Source organism: Acinetobacter bouvetii DSM 14964 = CIP 107468, from assembly GCF_000368865.1.
In the GTDB taxonomy this organism is placed as follows: Bacteria; Pseudomonadota; Gammaproteobacteria; order Pseudomonadales; family Moraxellaceae; genus Acinetobacter; species Acinetobacter bouvetii.
In genome coordinates this window covers 282,874-300,845 of the sequence record NZ_KB849730.1, presented here as the reverse complement: position 1 = coordinate 300,845, position 17,972 = coordinate 282,874, and the positions used below count along the sequence as shown (strand labels likewise).

The following is a 17,972-nucleotide window of genomic DNA, read 5'->3' as shown; positions in this document are numbered from 1 at the left end:
TCAGTGAAATCGAAATCGCCGTGAAGATGCGGTGTACCCGCGGCTAGACGGAAAGACCCCGTGAACCTTTACTGCAGCTTGACATTGAACTTTGATCTTACTTGTGTAGGATAGGTGGGAGGCTTTGAAACCGCGACGCTAGTTGCGGTGGAGCCAATCTTGAAATACCACCCTGGTAATATTGAGGTTCTAACTCTGCTCCATAATCTGGAGCGAGGACCATGTCTGGTGGGTAGTTTGACTGGGGCGGTCTCCTCCTAAAGAGTAACGGAGGAGTACGAAGGTGCGCTCAGCGTGGTCGGAAATCACGCGTAGAGTATAAAGGCAAAAGCGCGCTTAACTGCGAGACCCACAAGTCGAGCAGGTACGAAAGTAGGTCTTAGTGATCCGGTGGTTCTGTATGGAAGGGCCATCGCTCAACGGATAAAAGGTACTCTGGGGATAACAGGCTGATACCGCCCAAGAGTTCATATCGACGGCGGTGTTTGGCACCTCGATGTCGGCTCATCTCATCCTGGGGCTGAAGCAGGTCCCAAGGGTATGGCTGTTCGCCATTTAAAGAGGTACGCGAGCTGGGTTTAGAACGTCGTGAGACAGTTCGGTCCCTATCTACCGTGGGCGCTGGAAATTTGAGAGGATCTGCTCCTAGTACGAGAGGACCAGAGTGGACGAACCTCTGGTGTACCGGTTGTGACGCCAGTCGCATCGCCGGGTAGCTATGTTCGGAAGGGATAACCGCTGAAAGCATCTAAGCGGGAAGCCTACCTCAAGATAAGATTTCCCTAGGACTTTATGTCCTCTAAAGAGCCGTTGAAGACTACGACGTTGATAGGCTGGATGTGGAAGTGCGGTGACGCATGAAGCTGACCAGTACTAATTGCTCGTGAGGCTTGACTATACAACGCCCAAGCAGCTGTATATCATGCTTCAATTGATTCACATATAATCAATCAAACTTGATTTAGTTAAAAAGCTAGATACAATGAACAAATTAAATGAACTCAAGTACTTCTGTTAATAACTCATTTGACCAAGCAACGGCACTGAAAAGATAAGACCAAATGCAAAGTCATAACAGTTGTGCTGGCGACAATAGCAAGAGTGAACCACCTGATCCCTTCCCGAACTCAGAAGTGAAACCTCTTAGCGCTGATGGTAGTGTGGGGTTACCCATGTGAGAGTAAGTCATCGCCAGCTCATTATTCGAAAACACCCCTAACTCAAGCAGTTAGGGGTGTTTTTTTATGCATTAAATAAAAATAGGAAGGATAAAGCGGAAGGACGGGCAGAGTCAGAAAGCCAGCATAAGGTTAATCTGCTGTTTCAATAGAATTTAGCTGCCTGCGTGCATGCTTCAGTGCGGTGCGGAGCCTAATATTGATGATCAGATTGCTGAATTTCGCCGCCGCATTGACAATTTTTACGGTATTGATTATCGCTTAGGAAGTGATTTCGCCACTTGAATAAGCCGTATTTTACTTAGTTTCAGTAAGTTCTTTTAATGCGGCTAAAGTCGAATTATTGAATCTCGAAATCGACACTAAATATTAAAAATGAGACTTTGTATTTGTTTATCTCTATTTTATTTATAGAATTTCATAGAAATGTGAATAATATGAATTGATATGTGATTCTTTGAAAATAATTGAAAAAATTGACTTAATTTAATCAATTTATCGATTAATGCCAGCTTTTTTGAAAATCTATAATGTTTTGATAAATAATGATATTTTTTTTAATTTTCTTTGTTTTATACCTTCCGATAAATGGCTTTGATTTTTATTATTAATTTATCTTTAATAATTATGAAGCGATTATTTTAATGGCCAAGGTGATTTATGAAGAATATTATATTTTCAATAATGACATCAGGCTGTTTATTATTTTCTGGATGTATGAGTACAACCAATATGGGTACCGCTGGCGCAGACCGTAAACAATTTATGGTCATTCCTGAAAAAGCATGGACCGCCCAATCAGAGCGATCCTATACACGGTTTGTGAATAGGGCAAAAGATCAGCAGGTTTTGGTCATTGATGCAAAGCTGAATCAAGTTATGGAACAGCTTCGTACTGAAGCAGATGCATTCCGCAGAGGATCAGAGCAGTGGAAGTGGGATATTAAAGGCAATTTAAATGGTGAATTAAATGCACATAGCTTGCCTGGCGGAAAAATTATTGTAAATACCGGCCTATATTGGGGTCTGAAGCTGAATCAAGATGAGCTGGCTTTTGTTGTAGCGCATGAAATGGCGCATTCGCTGCGGGATCATAATCGGGAAAAAGCATCGATGCTGCTGGCCAGCAATCTTGCCATATTAACTGCTACAGCAGGTGCAGGCGCAATTGCTTCGGCAGCCGCCAGTGTCACCAGCCAAGCGGCTTTGATTCCGAAAGGCTGGAATTTAGAAGTTGAAGCAGATGTGATTGGTTTGGATATTATGTCCCGTGCCGGCTATAACCCCAAAGCAGCTGTAGACTTTTGGGCAAAATTTCAGAATGAAAGCAACCGCCGCAAAGCTTTTGATATAAAGCCGCTGATGAATGATGCGCTATATGCAAAACGCATCGCAAACATTGAAAAATATTTGCCGGAGATGCGGGCAAGATATGAACAGGTTCTAGCCACCAAAGCCCATTCAAGCCAATATGCAGCGCGGAATATGGCGCAGTAAGTTTTGGATTGTAATCGGTCTAGGTTTTCAGCATCCGCAAGGATGCTTTTTTTTGATTATCAATCGAGGTGTTTTGTATAAATTATAGTCAAGCAAGATGAATGGAATTCATGTTAAAATGATCGGCTTTCATCTTTGATCTGATCTTCAGGTCTTTCATCTGCCAGCCGAGAATTGCTAGCCATGTCTACTGCTTATACCATGCAGACCGCGCCGAAAGCGCTGTTTGATTACGACAAATATTGGGCGTCGTGTTTTGATCCTGCGCCATTTTTGCCGATGTCGCGCGAGGAAATGGATCAACTCGGTTGGGACAGCTGTGATTTTATTTTGGTCTGCGGCGATGCGTATATTGACCACCCGTCTTTCTGTTCAGGCATCATCGGGCGTACCTTGGAAGCACAGGGTTTCCGTGTCGGGATCATTGCACAGCCTGACTGGACTTCGGCTGAAGCATTTAAAGTTTTAGGCAAGCCGAATATTGCCTGGGGTGTCACTGCAGGCAACATGGATTCGATGATCAACCGTTATACGGCTGACCGTAAAATCCGTTCAGATGATGCCTATTCTCCTGATAATCAGCCCAATAAACGTCCAGACCGTGCCGCAACGGTGTATTGTCAGCGTGTGCGTGAAGCCTATCCGGATGTGCCTGTATTGTTAGGCGGGATTGAAGCTTCATTGCGCCGAATTGCCCATTATGACTATTGGTCAGACAAAGTACGCCGTTCTGTGCTGATGGATTCCAAAGCCGATTTGCTGATGTACGGCAATGGTGAACGTTCGATCACTGAAGTCATGCATCGTCTGGCTCGCGGTGAAAAGATCACGGACATTACGGATGTTCGCGGTACCGCATTTATTGTCAATAAACATAACCGCGCCTCTAAAGCGAAGTTCGTGGAAATTGCTTCCAATGATGTCGATGCGATTGGCCGTGTCGATCCAATCATCAATCCTTATGTGATGACTGAGGATCTGGACGGTTGTGAAATTGAGCAGGGCAAGGGCAATTCTTTAACGCAATACCAAAATTTCCAAAAAGAAATCGTTACGAATCAAATTGTTCGCGAAGGCGATAATTTGGATGAAAATACCCAGATTGTGCAGCTGCAGCCTGCATCGAAAGCGATTAAACATAAGTTGCCGCCGCGTGAATTGGCGGTGATTCGCTTGCCTGCATTTGAAGCGGTGGCAGATGATCCGGTTTTATATGCGCATGCCAACCGGATCTTGCATCTGGAAACCAATCCAGGCAATGCGCGCGCCATGGTGCAAAAGCATGGCGAGCGCGATGTGTGGCTGAATGCGCCGCCGATTCCGCTGACCACCGAAGAAATGGACTATGTGTTTGACCTGCCTTATGCGCGTCTGCCGCATCCTGCCTATGGTGAAGCGCGTTTCCCTGCCTTTGACATGATTAAATTCTCTGTGAATATCATGCGCGGCTGTTTTGGCGGCTGTACCTTCTGTTCGATTACGGAACATGAAGGCCGTATTATTCAGAACCGTTCTGAAGAATCGATTCTGCGCGAAGTGGAAAAAATCCGTGATACCGCGCCGGGCTTTACCGGCATTATTTCAGACTTGGGCGGCCCAACCGCCAATATGTACCGTCTGGCATGTAAAGATCCTGAAATTGAAAAGAACTGCCGTAAGCCGTCATGTGTCTTCCCTGGAGTATGTCAGAACTTGCATACCGATCATGCGCCATTAACCCAGCTGTACCGTAAGGCGCGTGCGATTAAGGGCATTAAAAAGATTTTGATTGGTTCAGGTTTGCGTTATGACCTTGCAGTATTGAACCCTGAATATGTCAAAGAACTGGTGCAGCACCATGTCGGCGGCTATTTAAAAATTGCCCCTGAACATACTGAAAAAGGCCCATTGTCGAAGATGATGAAACCGGGGATTGGGACTTATGACCGCTTCAAGCAGATGTTTGAGCGGTTCAGTAAGGAAGCCGGCAAGGAACAGTATTTAATTCCGTACTTTATCGCAGCGCACCCGGGCACCACAGATTATGACATGATGAATTTGGCCATTTGGCTGAAGAAGAACGGTTTCCGTGCCGATCAGGTGCAGACCTTCTATCCGTCGCCAATGGCAACTGCAACGACCATGTACTACACAGGGAAAAACCCGCTGGCGAAAGTCGCGCGTTATACCGAAGATGTGGATATTGTTAAAGGTGAGAAGCGCCGCCGCCTGCATAAAGCATTCTTGCGTTACCATGATCCAAACAACTGGCCGCTGCTGCGCGATGCCCTGAGAGAAATGGGCCGTCAGGACTTGATTGGCAACTCGAAACAGCATTTGATTCCAACCTATCAGCCTGCAAGTATTGAAGGTGAATATAAATCTGCACGTAAGAAAAACTCGAGCGTAGCAGGGGATTCACAGAAACGTACCGGTGAACAAGGAAATCGTGGAAAAGCGGCACAAGGTCAAAGCCGTCCATCGAATACGAAAAAGCGCCCTGAACGCGGTCAGATTTTGACACAGCATACGGGCTTGCCGCCGCGTGAAACAGGCGATAAAAAGCCGTTTGGCGGAACAAAGAGCAAAGCAAAAGCCAAATCCAAGGCTTAACTGATTAAAGACTAAGGGCGCTGCGGCGCCCTTAGTCTTTGGTAAAAATCAGTTTATCGGAATTGTTAGACAATCATCTAAAACAGTCTTGCCAGATTTTCCTGAAATAGCATACAGTAAGAAGATTAGCCGGTGATGGGCTATATTTCTCATATAAATAAGCATGTGCAGTTACAAATAAGTGACACAGCTGTTGATCCGTTTTAGTGGATAATTAAGCTTGGTGAGAAATTTTTAAATCGCAATTTTAACAATAAGACCCGTTGCAGACTGAGTTGAATGAACACGCTGTAGCTTAAAACGATTATAAAAAATGTAAAGGATTATGAGAGATGGCAATTTATATTGTGATCGCGAGCATATTGCTCGGCTGCATGCTCATAATGGCTTGGAAAAGTCTAGAAAATAATGCCAAGCAGCAAGATAGTGCATTGAAACAGCGCGCTATTTTCAATATTAATGAGCAGCTGACCTATACGCGTCTCAAGGAAATTCTGCCAAATCATACTATTTTGGCGCATGTTTCTTTTGATGCACTGCTGACAACCAAGTACTACCGGACGCGCAATAAGTACCGGAATATGGTTGCAGATTTTGTTGTGCTGGATGAAAGCCAGCAGATAAAGGCGATTATTGCTTTGGATGATCCTATGATATTAAAGCGCATACAGCGTTCACAATATCAGGATGCTTTGCTGCAAATGGCTGGCTACCGTGTGATCCGCTATGATGATGTGCCGGAGTATGCTCAGCTGAGGGATGATTTTTTGAATGGGCATGCGCGATTTAAGCCAATAGCGCCGGTGAGCGGCCTGAAAAAATATCATCTGTATTCGGATTTGGAACGCAAGAAGCTGAAAGCGCTGAGCTGAAGCCAATAAAAAAGCATGCCCTAAAACGCATGCTTTTTTATTATCAATGCAGGCTTGTTCGGGATTTATGCCGCTTTAACCGCAACCACGGTCAGCTCAACCAAGACATTGGGATCATAAAGCTTGGCTTCTACACACGTGCGCGGCAATGCTTCAATGTCTGAAACCCATGCATCCCAAACTTCATTAAACGCTGCATAATTTTTTTCAATATCTTTTAAATAGATGGTCACAGACATGATATGGCTTTTGTCTGTGCCTGCATCTGCTAAAAATTGATCAATGATATCAAGCGTCTGTTGGGTTTGGCCTTTGATGTCTAAGCTGAAATCACTGGCCAGTTGACCTGCCAAATGAACTAAATTTCCTGAAATGGCAACTTCAGAAAAGCGTTTTGCAACATGCAGGCGTTGTACAGTCATGATCATTCTCAAATCTTGTTTATCTTTTAAAGTTTACGTGAACATTGCCATTCTGCAAATCTGCTTTTCCAGACTTTGTGTTATGTGTTGGTGAGTGCGGCAATGCGAACCAAGGTTTTGTATTTAAAAATAATCAGGCAGTTTTGCGCAGGGCAGACAATTAAATTGCCGAGGTTTAAAAATTGTATTTTTGCAGTCCGCAATTGGTTTAAGCATAAGGCCATGGAGCATTGGAGCGGGCAAAGCTGCTGGATACTTTCGATATTTGGCTGTTTTTGAATGGTGGCAATATTCATTTTAGAACCTATTGATTGAATAAAAATTTTGGCTTAAAAAACCGTTAAAAAGTGGATGGTATTGCCCCATCCACAGCGCTGAGGTGAATTATTGAGGCGGGGTGTAGGATTTCAGTTCGCGCTCCGGCCTGTTGCTGATTTGATACCAGTCGATATGCCGGGTAATAAACATCACCACAGCAAGCACAATGAAGGAGATCACAGAGCCGATCAGGAAAGTTTTGCCTGAAGACTGCAATAGCATATACATGATGGCGTAGAGTGTGCTGAGAATAATCCCAAATAAAATCGCAGGCTTAACACCTTTCATGACGAAGAATAAGTACCATGTCATCAGGCCCACGCAGGCGATGCAAGCCACCGCATATGCCCATGCAAAGGCATAGTATTCACTGATTGAAAGCAGCAGGACAAAGAAAATGCCCTGCGCCATGGCCACCAAAGAGTATTGAATTGGGTGAATACGCAGGCTTTTCAGCACTTCAAACAGGAAGAAGCAGCCAAAGGTTATGATGATAATGACGATCCCGTATTTAATTGCGCGGTCTGTTTGGGTATAGACATTCACCGAATCTAAGAATTCAGTGCTTAAACCAATTTTCTGATTATTTTCAGTTTCATATGCTGTATTTTTTGCAATGTAGCCATTGCTGAATTGGCGAATACATTCGTTATTTTCACATTGAATCAATTTGCTGATGTTTTGATGACCCAGTGCAATATTTTTCCATTCAGCCGTGAATTGTTTCGGGCTACTGTCATTATTTACAGGCAGATTTTGCCCTGAATATTTGGTGTCTGCCCAATTACCTTTGGCATGATAGCTCACGCTGCGGCTGGTTGGAATCAGGGTGAATTTTCCTAACCCTCTGATACTGGCAGTCAGATTAAAATTAAAGCCATTTTGTATCGCTGGAATCAGTTCAGGATATTTTTGAGCAGAAATGCGCATAAAATCAAAGCCTGCGTTCTCACTCCCTTGAGAGTTCATTTCAAAGACGTAGTTTTTATTCAGCATACGGAGTGCCGCTGGCGCGTCCAGCCCGCGCGGATCATGTACAGGGAAAAGGATTTCAGCTTTGTCCCATTGGTAATTTTTATTTTCCAATGCGGGTTTTTGAAAGATGCCTTTGGCGGTTAAATTGGCTTGGTAGCTGATGGCTTTGTAAATGGTGCGTGCAATATCTTTATTGACGTCAAAGTTGGCCTGCCATTGGGTACTGTCCGCACTGAGGTACATCCAGTTTTCTTGGGTACATGAGTAGGCAACTTTTTGTTCATCTAAGCAGGTGGTTTGTTCTTGGTAAGGCACGCGTATATAGGGTGAGATAATGGTTTGCGGGCTGATATTGTTTTGGGTAATTTCTTGAAGAAATGCCTTTTGGTAGCCTTGCCGTTCAGAAACAAGGCTGCTGATAAAGAATAAACCTATCCAAAATATAGCCACTAAAATCACGATGGCGATGATTTTAAGTGTGAGGAAGCTGGATCGCATCACTGATTTCCTGAGCGGTTGTTTTTGTCAGTGGTCAGTGTGCGAAATTGAAATGTGCTTTGTTTGAGCTGGGCTTGTGTTTTATGTGAAGTTTGGGTGAAGCAGCAATTACGGCAATTGGATTTTCACCAACACACCTTGTCGATGCGGTTGAAGAATTGAAATTGCATTCTCGCGGATATTTTGAATTTGGATGAGTCCATGATGCTGCTCAATCACTTGTTTGACAATGCTTAGACCAATGCCTGAACTGCGCTGCTGGCTCACCGGGCGGGGCAAAGAAAAGTAGGTATCAAAGACTTGGGAAAGGGCATAGTCAGGAATCCATTCCCCCTCATTAAAAAGATTCAACTCAATGTGCTGCTTGTTTTGCAGATGATGTGAACGATGCAGCTGAATCAAAATTTTCGCCGTATCGGCTGAAAAATCTAAAGCATTATCTAAAAGATTGGCAATGGTTTGCTGCATCCAAAAGCGGTCTGCGCGAATCATGCAATTCGGTTCAAGATCCAATAAGCATTGGATTTTTTTGGCCTGAATCTGGCTGGCGTGCTGGTCTAAAATCTGCTGAATCAATTCAGATAAATTAAAACTTTGAATTTCAATTTGATGTTTGGATTTTTCTAAACGGGTCAGTAAAAGCATCCGATCGATCAAGCTGCGCAGGCGATGACTCTGCTCATGAATATGTGCAGCAAATTGCTGCTGGTCCTTCAGCGGCAAGTCTTCTTTAAGCAGTTCCGCACTGGCTTGAATTGCGGTGAGCGGGCTTTTTAACTCATGGGTCAGCGTGTTGACATAGTGTTCGACATAAGCGCGGTCTTCCAGTTTTTCACGCATATTTTCAACCGCTTGCGCCACAAGATTGAGTTCTTTGGCTGAACGGAAATGCGGTGTTTGATTGACGGGCGCCAGCGCTTGGGCATATTTTCGCACCCGGTCAATGCTGTGTTTGAGCCAATAGGCCACCAGACTGGCTAGGAATAGGCTGAGTAAGGCAATCCAAGCGGCTTGGCGGATCAGCTGATTTTCAGCGCGTTGGATATACGGCTGCACCGAAATATTCGGTTTGCCGATACTGACGACACCAATGAGTTTTGGCTTTTGGTTAATTGGATAATAAATCGGGGCTGCAATAAACATGGTGCTGTTGTTGCTGCCAAGATCATTGCCCTTTGCATCGTAATTGCGGGTGGAGCGAACGCCGTATTTTCCTCTCAATGTCAGATATACATCATTCCATTGTGAATAGTCTTGCCCCGTTGCCATCCCTTGTGAATCATAGATCACCATGCCTTGGCCATTGGTAATATAAATCTGCTGATTGATTTCTTTTTTATTAAATTGCCAAATTTTTGCATTCAGTTTTCGGTTGAGCGCTTTTTGAATTTTTTCATCAAATTGCGGTGTAGTGACTTTATTTTCATAAACGTCTTCAGCGACGAGCATCGCAATGATATTGGCATTTTCCGCAAGCGTGTCTTCAACGACCTGCCTCACATTCGGTTTCACTTGCTGGTTGAAGGTATAGGACATAAACCACAAACCCAGCAGGATAATCAGCCCGAAGAAGAACCAAATGCGGATAAAAATGGACATCGAGTATTATTCCTAGCCTTGAAACAATTCAAATATAGAACGGTTTAAACTATAGATCATGGTTAAATGCATCGCGTTATTTTCTATCCCAAAACACCCATATCGGGGCTAAGGCTAAAAATATTGAAAGTAAATAGAACGTCTTAAAATAAAAAGCGAAAGCAAATATATAGGCACTGAAGCAGCAAGCATAGAGACTCCATTTAAAGCAGTATTCAATCAATTTTTCTTTAGGTGTTGGAGGTAGAGTTTCTTCATCTTCAAAATGCCATTCTTCGCTATATGCGTCAGGGATAATGAATAACAAACAAATAATCATGATGAATAGAGCTGGAATTAAAATAATCAGCCCAATCTTGATCAAGTCGATATTCATTTTTTATCCATTTAAAATCAGCTTCTTTTCAAGCTGTAGCCAAAACCGCGATGGGTTTCAATCGGGTCTTGATCCGGCGATATCTGCTTGAGTTTATTGCGGATACTTTTGATATGGGTGTCGACGGTCCGTTCTAGGCTGTGTTCAGGATGTTCCCAGACATGGTCCATCAGCTGCTGCCGGCTAAACACTTGCTCAGGACGGTCAATCAGTAATTTGAGCAGCCGGTATTCATAGCGCGTCAGTTGAAGCGCAGTATTCAAATATTGAATTTGCAGGGATGCATCATGGCATTGCCAAGTTTTAGAATCTGATTTTTCAGGCTGAACAATCAGTTGAGCGCTGCTTTGCAATTGGCTTTGGATGTCCATTCTGCGCCAAATGGCTTTGATTCTTGACACAATTTCACGCGAACTAAAGGGTTTGGTGCAGTAATCATCTGCGCCTATTTCCAAGCCGACGATTCGGTCGATTTCATCATCCCGTGCGGTTAAAAAAAGCAGCGGAGTATGATGCAAAAGGCGGATTTTTTTACAGACTTCAAAGCCGTTCAAATCAGGCAGGCCGACATCGAGAATAATAAAATCAAAGCTTTGCTGTTGAATAGAATCAATGGCCTGCCGTCCGGTATTGGCCCAAGTCACTTGCCAGCCTTCACGTTCAAGCGCGTAACGCAAAGGCATCAGAATGGCGGCATCATCTTCTACGCATAAAATCTGCTTTTTATTCTTCATTGCGGTTCAAACTTCTTTTGAAAAAACATCCGGCTGAGTTTGAGTGTACTGAAATTGCAATCTTTAGGCGAATGATTTAAATGAAGTTTAGGTGAACTTTGTACTGGATGTATGAATTTATTTGGAAAGGAACAGAACAGGTTTTGAGCGGAGATAGTGCGATGGGGATGTATGAGCGCCCTGCAATATTCGGATTGGATCGTCACGCCAATTACAGGACATTATGCTGAAAGTAAAGGTGATTTTCAGCATCTCGGCGCATACATGGATAAATGCATCGCGCCATTAGATTACCCCAAATTTGCTGAAAGTGAAGCGCAATTTGCTTTATTTTTATTCTTCTGTGCAAAACTTGCACAGCAATGGCGTTTTAAAGCAGTGACAGCTGTGCTTCTTCCTGCAGGGCTGCCAGCTGATAAACGCCAATGCCAATCAGCCGAAATTGAAAATTTTCAGGCAGATGCATTTCTTCCAGCAGCTGAATCAGCACGCGTTCTAAATCTGCCTGTGAACTGAGCGGTGTTTTAAAACTCTTGCTGTGCTGCAGCACTTGGAAGTTTTTCAGTTTCAGCTTGGCGGATACGCCGCGCGCATTCAGCTGCTTGCGCTCTAGGCTGCGCCAGACTTGATCAATCAATAGGGGCCAGTAAGGCAGGCACTGCGCTAAAGTCAGGTCATCATCAAAGGTGGTTTCTTTGGAGATCTGCTGCCGTTCACGTTCGGCCTGCACAAGGCGTTCATCAATGCCTTGCGCATATAAAAACAGCTGTTTGCCGTATTTGCCGAAATGCTGCACCAGCAGCGCTTCTTCAATTTCCTGTAAATCGCCCAAGGTTTCCAGCTGCATGCTTTTGAGTTTTTCCTGCGTGACTTTGCCGACCCCTGGAATTTTTTTTAATGGCAGATCATGAATAAAAGCCTTAACTTTTGAGGGCTTAATAATGCATATGCCATTGGGCTTGTTCCAGTCGGAAGCGACTTTAGCAAGAAATTTATTGGGCGCGACGCCTGCTGATGCCGTTAAGCCGGTGGCCTGAAAAATCTCTGCGCGGATGCGCATGGCCACTTCGGTGGCGCTGGAAATATTTTGCAGATTATCCGTCACATCCAAATAGGCTTCATCCAGCGACAGCGGCTCAATGAGTGCGGTATAGCGCTGGAAAATTTGGTGAATCTGCGCCGAAACCGTGCGGTATTTTTCAAAATCAGGTTCGATAACAATGACCTGCGGACACAGTTTGCGGGCTTGGCTCATCGGCATGGCGGAACGCAAGCCAAACTCGCGCGCGGGATAGGAGGCTGCGCAAATGACCGCCCGCGGATGGTGTGAAGACACCACCACGGGTAAATGGCGCAGCTCAGGGCGTTCAAGAAGTTCTACAGATGCAAAAAAGGCATCCATATCGATATGAATGATTTTTCTCACGCAAGCCGCATCGCTGGAAATAGACCGATGACTGAGTATCGCATAGCTGGCCGGCAGCAGGTAGCGCTTAAGGCAGACTGTACGACACAGGTTGACTCAGTAAAACGACCTGTGTTTTCTGCTTTGCGGCCGCATCAATCAGAATCTGCATGCTGCGCGCAGTATTGTCTGCTGCGCGGGGCAAAAACTGCAGCGGCTGATGCAGGGGCTGGAAAAAATCATCCCAATGAATCGGCACCACAATTTCCGGTTTTAATGTGCCCAATGTTTGCATCACATAGCGCTGCTGATAGCCGGGCGTTTGTCTGGACAGCTGCGCAATGCCTAAAAATAAAACATCGGCGCGGATGTTTTTGAACTGGTTGGCGATGGCGCCGGTACTGGCTTTAACCAGTATGCGGCAGCCATGATGCTCGATCAGGTAATCAAAACTGTGGCCTTCTTTAAACTCAGAAAAGCGCGCAGGCAGCGGCAACGGGCGCGCAATTTCTTGGCCTAAGTCGTTATTTACCGCTGTGGGCGGAGTATGCAGAGAAGGAATGGCAGTAATGCTGAAATGGCCAATCTGCAGAGCTTTCCAAGGCTGGACTGGAACCAGCTGCTGTTCAGGCACATGCCCGCCGCGTGCGATATTTAAAGTGCTGCCGGAACCGATAATTTGAAGCTTTGGCAAGCGCTGGCCCAGCGCAGCAACATCCAGCGCATGATCATAATGGGAATGGGTGACCAGCAAGGCTTTGGCGCGCTGCAGATGCTGCTCCCGAATCATCTGTTCAATCAGCTCTGAATTGCTTTGAATCGGCTGCAGTAAAACCTGGCTTAATGACGGCCGGCTGAAAAATCCGTCAATCAGGATTTGTTCCTGTCCATCATCAAACAGTAGGGTTGAGACGCCAAAAAATTTGACGGTTAATTTTGAATCATGCGCGGCGCCGCTGAGGGGCTGAGATTGCCACTGCTGAAAATTGCGCAGCTGGCCCGAAGGCTGCAGCAGATAGGCGATGCTTAGGCTCAGCAGAATAATCACCGCTGCTAATCCGGTCAGCCGCTTTTGCGTTTTAGACATGCGTTGCAAGTTCCTTTGCATATTTTTATTATTTAGCTGGCGGCATCAACGCTCAGGCGATTCCGCATCTTGTTATTTTTCCGCTTGTTTTGCAACGGCCTCATTAATTTTTAAGCCGTTTTTCAGTAAAAAAGCATTCCATTGCTTTTGTGTGCCATTAAAGACATTTAAATCGACCGTTTTGGGAATCCCTTGAATTTGCCCCAGATTGGTGTGCTGCCAGAACAGCCAGTCCGGATTGTTTTTTAACTCAGGTTTGCCTTGGTACTCCCGCACCCACAGCGGTGTTTCTTTAAATTCGCCGGCCAGTACTATGTTATAGAACGTTTTGGAAATATAGAAAATCGGCTGTTTGCCATAGTGGCGCATGAGCCGGTCGTGCATGAGCTGGATTTCTTTCAGCAGCTGTTCTTTGCTGTAAGTGTTGATGCATTGGCTGTCATATTCCAAATCAATGACCGGCGGCAGCGCATCCTCTTTTTTCGGCACGGTTTCAATGAAGTTTTGCGCCTGAATGCTGCCGTCCCGGCACAGGCGGTAAAAATGATAGGCGCCGACATGAAAGCCCTGTTCACGGGCCTGCAGCCAATTCTCCTGAAATTTGGTGTCTTTAAAGTCGCCGCCTTCCGTGGCTTTTAAATAGACAAATTGATAAGCGCGCGGCGAAATTTTTGTCCACTGCACATCGCCTTGATGGTGCGAAATATCAAAACCTTTCACGGGATATGCTTCTGCAGAGGCAAAGCGGTGCGGCATGATCAGCGCATAGGCCAGCAATGCCGTGACTGCAAAGCCCAACAGTCCCAGCGCCGGCCGGCGGTAGGTTTGCAGTGCGGATGCGGCGGATTTGCGTTTTTTCATGTGCAGCGGATTCATGCCGATATTAGATGGACATCATACCGCGATGCGGGTTTGGACACTATGCGCTTTCTGCGGAGCATGCTTTAAACCGCCGTATCTTTTGGAATGCGCCAGAATATCATGGCGGTAATTAAATTGATGCAGCCCAGGCAAATCAGGGTTGCATGAAAGGCGGAAGTTATCTGCGCAGCCTCAAAAAAAGCGCTGAACACATTGACTAGCGTGCCTGCCAAAGCCACGCCGATACTCATGGATACCATCATGATCATGGACAGAAAGCTGTTGCCGCTGCTGGCATCCTGCTGCGGGAGGTCTTTCAGCGTCAGGGTATTCATGGACACGAATTGCACTGAATTCAGCACGCCGAAAATGAAAAAATGCAGGGCGCGCAGCCAGAGCGGCGTATCGGCGCCGCTTAGGGCAAAGCTGGCAATACAGGCGCCAACCAGCAGGGTATTGAGCAAAAGCACATTGCGGTAGCCAAAGCGCTGAATAATCGGGCGGATAATCGGTTTGGACGCCAGTGAGCCCAGCACGGTTGGAATCATCATCAGGCCTGTGACAAACGGTTCAAAGCCGAATGCCACCTGCAGCATCAGCGGAATCAGAAAGGGCATCGCATTTCCGCCGAGGCGGGCAAAGAAGTTGCCGATGATGCCGATAGCGTAAACCCGGTTATTAAACAGCTTGCTGCGGAACAGCGCATTTTGATGAGTATGCGAGTGCAGGGCATACAGCACCGCAGCGGCCAGTCCTGCGCAAATCAGGCCAAGGCTCCAATACAAAGACAGCGAGGTGCTGGCAAAGTTTTCAATCCCGAGTGACAGGCCAGCCATGGCAATGACCAGCAGCAGGAAGCCCCATAAATCAAAGCGCTGCACACTTGGTTCCGTGACATTCGGCATGGCCTTAAAGGTGATCAGGCAGCCTAAAATCCCCATGGGAATGTTGATCAGGAAAATCCAGTGCCATGTGGCCGCTTCGGCCAGCCAGCCGCCCAGTGTTGGGCCAATCAGCGGGCCGATCAAGCCTGCCAGGCTCATCAGGCTCATAGCGGACAGAAACTGCGCGCGCGGAATGACTTTCAGCATGGCTAAACGGCCAACCGGCAGCAGCAATGCGCCGCCAATGCCTTGCAGCACGCGGTAAGCCAGCAGTTCATTTAAACTGTCAGACTGGCCGCAGCCCAAGGACGCCAAAGTAAAAATAATAATCGCGCTGAAGTACGTATTGCGCACCCCGAAGCGGTCAGCCAGCCAGCCGCTTAACGGGATGCAGGCCGCTACAGACAGCACATAGGCCACCACCACACTATGCATATTGAGCGGGTCTTCATTTAGATGCGCCGCCATGGAGGGAATGGCGGTATTGACAATGGTGGTATCCAGCCCCTGCATAAAAAAGCCAATCGATACCAGCAGAACCAAAAGTCTGAATTCAGGCTGCAAGGCCTGATGCGAGGGCGTGGCATTCATAGTATTTTAAAATTTAGAGTTTTAAGCAGTTTAGCTGAAATTCAGTGCGGCGGCTGTTGCAATACTGCAGTCTTTTCCTTGCAGTTTCATAAAATCATCCGTTTTTTGGCAGGGCAAAAACGGATCAGGCAAAAAGAAATATTCCCCCAGCGCAAGGCAAATGAAATATCATGGGCTCACTTTTTGAGATGCCTTGGCTGCAGGATGGGGGCTTTTTTGATTCAGGTCTTTGCAATACGATGACAATTGAAATTTTAATGGTCATTGGTTTCTGTTTAGCGGCTTATTCCATTGTCGGCAATGATGTGCCGCAAACGCTGGGCACATTTATTTCATCCAATGCGCACCGCCCCTGGTGGCTGCTGTGGCTGTATGTCAGTTCAATTTTAACCGCTGTGCTGCTGTACGGCTGGTTTGCGTCTGGGGTGGGGGATGCGTCCTATGGACGGCTGAACACGATTCCATTTCCGAAAGACGGCGTCACATGGCTGTATATAGTCCCGCCGATTCTGCTGATTATATTGACGAAATACGGCATTCCAGTCAGCACCACTTTTTTAGTGCTGACCATTTTCTCGCCCAGCAGCCTGGGTTCCATGCTGACCAAATCGATGATGGGCTACGCGGTGGCGTTTCTTGTCGCTATTGTGGTTTACCGGTTTGTCATCAAGCAGATTTCCATCCATTTCAGCAAAACCCGCCATGAACCGCATTCCCGTATTTGGGTGGGCCTGCAGTGGGTTTCTACGGCATTTTTATGGAGCCAATGGCTGATTCAGGACTTGGCGAATATTTTTGTCTATGTGCCGCGCGCCGTACCGCTGTGGTTCTTGCTCTTCGCCATCAGTGTTTTTGTCATTTTGCTGGGGATTATTCTGTACCGGCGCGGCGGCGCGATTCAAAACATTATTGATACTAAGACAGGGGTGGCGGACATTCGTTCAGCGACCATTATTGACTTCATTTACGCCACAATTCTGCTGGTATTTAAGGAGTGGAGCAATATTCCCATGAGCACCACGTGGGTGTTTTTGGGCTTGCTGGCAGGGCGCGAGTTTGCCATGGCCATGCATCTGCATGAGGTCAATAAATACAAAACTTCCCGCAATGTCAGTAAAGATGCCATGAAATTAATGTTCGGCTTAGTGATCAGTATTTTCCTGGCCACAACTTTGCCGTGGTTTTATCACGCGGTGTCCGGCAGATAAGCCTTCAGTTCAAATTTTAAAGCGTAAAAAGCGGACGGTGCAGTCCGCTTTTTACGCTTAGGCGTGCTTAAACCACAAAGTGTTCCGGGGAATCCAAATTTCTCAACGCGCTGAAAATTTGCTTTGATGAGTTGCAGACAATCAGCTTGGCGCGGTGCTGCGGCGGCAAGAATCCTTCCTGCACAGCATGGTCCAGCTGTGCAATCAATGCATTGTAAAAGCCATTCACGTTATACAGCATCATTGGTTTTTGATGCTGGTTCAGCTGCCCCCAAGTGGCAATTTCCAAAATTTCTTCAAAAGTGCCTAAGCCGCCCGGCAAGGCTACAAAGGCGCTGGCACGTTCCGCCATCATGGCTTTGCGCTCATGCATGGTTTGAACCACATGCAGTTCCGTTAAGCCATTATGGGAAATTTCATAGTCCAGCATAAATTCAGGAATGACCCCGACGGCCTCACCGCCATTTTGCACCACGGCATCCGCCACTTGCCCCATCAGGCCAATGCTGGCGCCGCCGTAGACCAAGCCAAAACCTGCATCAGCAATGCCTTTGGCCAAAGCAATGGCCTTTTCTTGATAAATTGGATTGTTGCCCGAGCGCGAACCGCAATACAGGGCAATCAGCGGCTGCGTAGTTTGAGGAGAAGAGAGACTCAATGATTCTGTCATTTTTAATACGCTATTCATTTCGTTTTATTCACCTTATCACTTTATTTTTTATCGCTCTAGCATAGTGCGGAAATATGACAGCAAGATGCAGCCTTTGCATTGCGCAGCAAAATTTCACGCTGCGGCGGTGCACTGCTGCAAAAAAAGATGAAATTCTGTCCCAGCTTGCTATACTGATTCCTTGTTTTTCCACAAATGAATCGTC

General features: G+C 46.2%; 15 protein-coding genes and 2 rRNA genes. 6 read left to right on the top strand and 11 right to left on the bottom strand.

The features are described from left to right. The 5 genes from F941_RS16050 to F941_RS16030 all read left to right on the top strand — a co-directional run. Positions 1-898 (top strand): 23S ribosomal RNA (locus F941_RS16050); the annotation flags it as partial. A gap of 184 nt (positions 899-1,082) precedes the next feature. Beyond that, positions 1,083-1,197 (top strand): 5S ribosomal RNA (gene rrf, locus F941_RS16045). A gap of 698 nt (positions 1,198-1,895) precedes the next feature. Further along, positions 1,896-2,675 (top strand): M48 family metallopeptidase, encoded by a 780-nt coding sequence (locus F941_RS16040; protein ID WP_167571635.1) that lies wholly within the window; start codon positions 1,896-1,898, stop codon positions 2,673-2,675. A gap of 183 nt (positions 2,676-2,858) precedes the next feature. Further along, on the top strand, positions 2,859-5,267 hold the full coding sequence (locus F941_RS16035) for a YgiQ family radical SAM protein (protein WP_005013505.1): 2,409 nt from the start codon (positions 2,859-2,861) through the stop codon (positions 5,265-5,267). A gap of 332 nt (positions 5,268-5,599) precedes the next feature. Beyond that, on the top strand, positions 5,600-6,139 hold the full coding sequence (locus F941_RS16030; RefSeq protein ID WP_005013504.1) for a DUF2726 domain-containing protein: 540 nt from the start codon (positions 5,600-5,602) through the stop codon (positions 6,137-6,139). Between the two features lie 65 nt (positions 6,140-6,204). Here F941_RS16030 and F941_RS16025 read toward each other — a convergent pair whose 3' ends face one another. The 10 genes from F941_RS16025 to mdtD form a co-directional block, all read right to left on the bottom strand. Beyond that, the gene (locus F941_RS16025; protein ID WP_005013502.1) at positions 6,205-6,561 is read right to left on the bottom strand and encodes a RidA family protein; all 357 of its coding nucleotides are present in this window, start codon (positions 6,559-6,561) and stop codon (positions 6,205-6,207) included. Positions 6,562-6,641: 80 nt separating this feature from the next. Next, positions 6,642-6,857 (bottom strand): hypothetical protein, encoded by a 216-nt coding sequence (locus F941_RS16020; RefSeq protein ID WP_005013500.1) that lies wholly within the window; start codon positions 6,855-6,857, stop codon positions 6,642-6,644. 88 nt (positions 6,858-6,945) lie between these two features. After that, entirely contained in the window at positions 6,946-8,352 is a 1,407-nt protein-coding gene (gene creD / locus F941_RS16015) for a cell envelope integrity protein CreD (protein ID WP_005013499.1), read from the bottom strand. Between the two features lie 108 nt (positions 8,353-8,460). Continuing rightward, positions 8,461-9,951, bottom strand: a complete 1,491-nt coding sequence (gene creC, locus F941_RS16010) for a two-component system sensor histidine kinase CreC (RefSeq protein WP_005013493.1) — start codon at positions 9,949-9,951, stop codon at positions 8,461-8,463. Positions 9,952-10,027: 76 nt separating this feature from the next. Beyond that, complete coding sequence (locus F941_RS16005; protein ID WP_005013491.1) at positions 10,028-10,327, bottom strand: hypothetical protein; 300 nt, start codon at positions 10,325-10,327, stop codon at positions 10,028-10,030. 17 nt (positions 10,328-10,344) lie between these two features. Continuing rightward, positions 10,345-11,061 (bottom strand): two-component system response regulator CreB, encoded by a 717-nt coding sequence (gene creB, locus F941_RS16000; RefSeq protein ID WP_005013489.1) that lies wholly within the window; start codon positions 11,059-11,061, stop codon positions 10,345-10,347. A gap of 370 nt (positions 11,062-11,431) precedes the next feature. Then, positions 11,432-12,487, bottom strand: a complete 1,056-nt coding sequence (gene dinB / locus F941_RS15995; RefSeq protein ID WP_026253404.1) for a DNA polymerase IV — start codon at positions 12,485-12,487, stop codon at positions 11,432-11,434. Between the two features lie 67 nt (positions 12,488-12,554). Continuing rightward, complete coding sequence (locus F941_RS15990) at positions 12,555-13,553, bottom strand: MBL fold metallo-hydrolase (RefSeq protein ID WP_005013484.1); 999 nt, start codon at positions 13,551-13,553, stop codon at positions 12,555-12,557. A gap of 72 nt (positions 13,554-13,625) precedes the next feature. Next, positions 13,626-14,414, bottom strand: a complete 789-nt coding sequence (locus F941_RS15985; RefSeq protein WP_005013482.1) for a glycoside hydrolase family 25 protein — start codon at positions 14,412-14,414, stop codon at positions 13,626-13,628. Between the two features lie 83 nt (positions 14,415-14,497). Continuing rightward, entirely contained in the window at positions 14,498-15,889 is a 1,392-nt protein-coding gene (mdtD, locus tag F941_RS15980; RefSeq protein WP_005013480.1) for a multidrug transporter subunit MdtD, read from the bottom strand. A gap of 239 nt (positions 15,890-16,128) precedes the next feature. On the opposite strand from mdtD, the gene F941_RS15975 reads away from it, so the two are divergent. Next, entirely contained in the window at positions 16,129-17,097 is a 969-nt protein-coding gene (locus F941_RS15975; RefSeq protein ID WP_026253403.1) for a hypothetical protein, read from the top strand. Positions 17,098-17,164: 67 nt separating this feature from the next. Here F941_RS15975 and F941_RS15970 read toward each other — a convergent pair whose 3' ends face one another. After that, positions 17,165-17,785 carry an LOG family protein gene (locus tag F941_RS15970; RefSeq protein ID WP_005013470.1) on the bottom strand — a complete coding sequence of 207 codons (621 nt, stop codon included), beginning with the start codon at positions 17,783-17,785 and terminating at the stop codon, positions 17,165-17,167. Between the last annotated feature and the right edge of the window lie 187 nt (positions 17,786-17,972).

Coding starts and splice junctions, on each gene's coding strand:
- F941_RS16030 (WP_005013504.1), top strand. CDS start 5,600: ATGGCAATTTATATTGTGATCGCGAGCATATTGCTCGGCTGCATGCTC.
- creC (WP_005013493.1), bottom strand. CDS start 9,951: ATGTCCATTTTTATCCGCATTTGGTTCTTCTTCGGGCTGATTATCCTG.
- creB (WP_005013489.1), bottom strand. CDS start 11,061: ATGAAGAATAAAAAGCAGATTTTATGCGTAGAAGATGATGCCGCCATT.
- F941_RS15975 (WP_026253403.1), top strand. CDS start 16,129: ATGACAATTGAAATTTTAATGGTCATTGGTTTCTGTTTAGCGGCTTAT.
- mdtD (WP_005013480.1), bottom strand. CDS start 15,889: ATGAATGCCACGCCCTCGCATCAGGCCTTGCAGCCTGAATTCAGACTT.
- F941_RS16005 (WP_005013491.1), bottom strand. CDS start 10,327: ATGAATATCGACTTGATCAAGATTGGGCTGATTATTTTAATTCCAGCT.
- F941_RS16020 (WP_005013500.1), bottom strand. CDS start 6,857: ATGAATATTGCCACCATTCAAAAACAGCCAAATATCGAAAGTATCCAG.
- creD (WP_005013499.1), bottom strand. CDS start 8,352: ATGCGATCCAGCTTCCTCACACTTAAAATCATCGCCATCGTGATTTTA.
- F941_RS16040 (WP_167571635.1), top strand. CDS start 1,896: ATGAGTACAACCAATATGGGTACCGCTGGCGCAGACCGTAAACAATTT.
- F941_RS16035 (WP_005013505.1), top strand. CDS start 2,859: ATGTCTACTGCTTATACCATGCAGACCGCGCCGAAAGCGCTGTTTGAT.
- F941_RS16025 (WP_005013502.1), bottom strand. CDS start 6,561: ATGACTGTACAACGCCTGCATGTTGCAAAACGCTTTTCTGAAGTTGCC.
- F941_RS15970 (WP_005013470.1), bottom strand. CDS start 17,785: ATGAATAGCGTATTAAAAATGACAGAATCATTGAGTCTCTCTTCTCCT.
- F941_RS15985 (WP_005013482.1), bottom strand. CDS start 14,414: ATGAAAAAACGCAAATCCGCCGCATCCGCACTGCAAACCTACCGCCGG.
- F941_RS15990 (WP_005013484.1), bottom strand. CDS start 13,553: ATGTCTAAAACGCAAAAGCGGCTGACCGGATTAGCAGCGGTGATTATT.